Below are 641 nucleotides of genomic sequence, written 5' to 3'. Positions count from 1 at the left end.
TATATTCTTCTTCAATCGTACTTAGCAGTGTTTTAGCGTATTCTGATAACGGTTTATGTAACATTGGGTTCGCCTTTTCCCACGTCTGTCTGTCATCAACTTCTTTTGGATCGTCTAACTTACAATAAAAAGCAAACAATCTACTATTTTTAACCTTGCCACTTAATACACTTGCAATTTTGTGCTTCATTGCATCGATATAACCCTCTCTAACAAAACCATCAGTACTTATATAAAACGTTCTTCTATTTTTCTTTTTACCTAATCCACCACGTTTGACGTTTACCATTTCAGGACCAAAGAAATAATGAATTTCATCAAAAATAACACACCCCTCACGTCCACCGTCTTTGGTTTTTGTGTTTGATGTGTTATATCGAATAACCGATTTAGTTGCACGGTTTATTATTTTTGCTTTACTAACTTCATAAGGAGCTTTTGGCGTTTTACCCGTCTTATTTCGTTTGTTATCCATTAAAACGGTTCTGATTTCATCAAACGATGTTTTTGCTTGATCTTCACTATTAGCAACAATGGAGATGTGATATTCTTTAACTCCGTGTAAGGGCGTAGAAAGAAAATCACTAATAGCACTTATTAGACCGTTTTTCCCGCCTCCACGTCCCATGAAAATAGCAAAT

1 protein-coding gene is annotated in these 641 nt (G+C 35.3%); it reads right to left on the bottom strand.

Annotated elements, in window-relative coordinates:
• Positions 1-641, bottom strand: a 641-nt coding sequence (locus tag SD53_RS12570; RefSeq protein ID WP_046520555.1) for a terminase large subunit domain-containing protein, incomplete at both ends; no start/stop codon positions are given.

The sequence above is a fragment of the Rheinheimera mesophila genome, from assembly GCF_000986865.1.
In the GTDB taxonomy this organism is placed as follows: Bacteria; Pseudomonadota; Gammaproteobacteria; order Enterobacterales; family Alteromonadaceae; genus Pararheinheimera; species Pararheinheimera mesophila.
The sequence above is the reverse complement of the archived record's forward strand: the minus strand, read 5'-3'. Positions and strand labels throughout refer to the sequence as shown.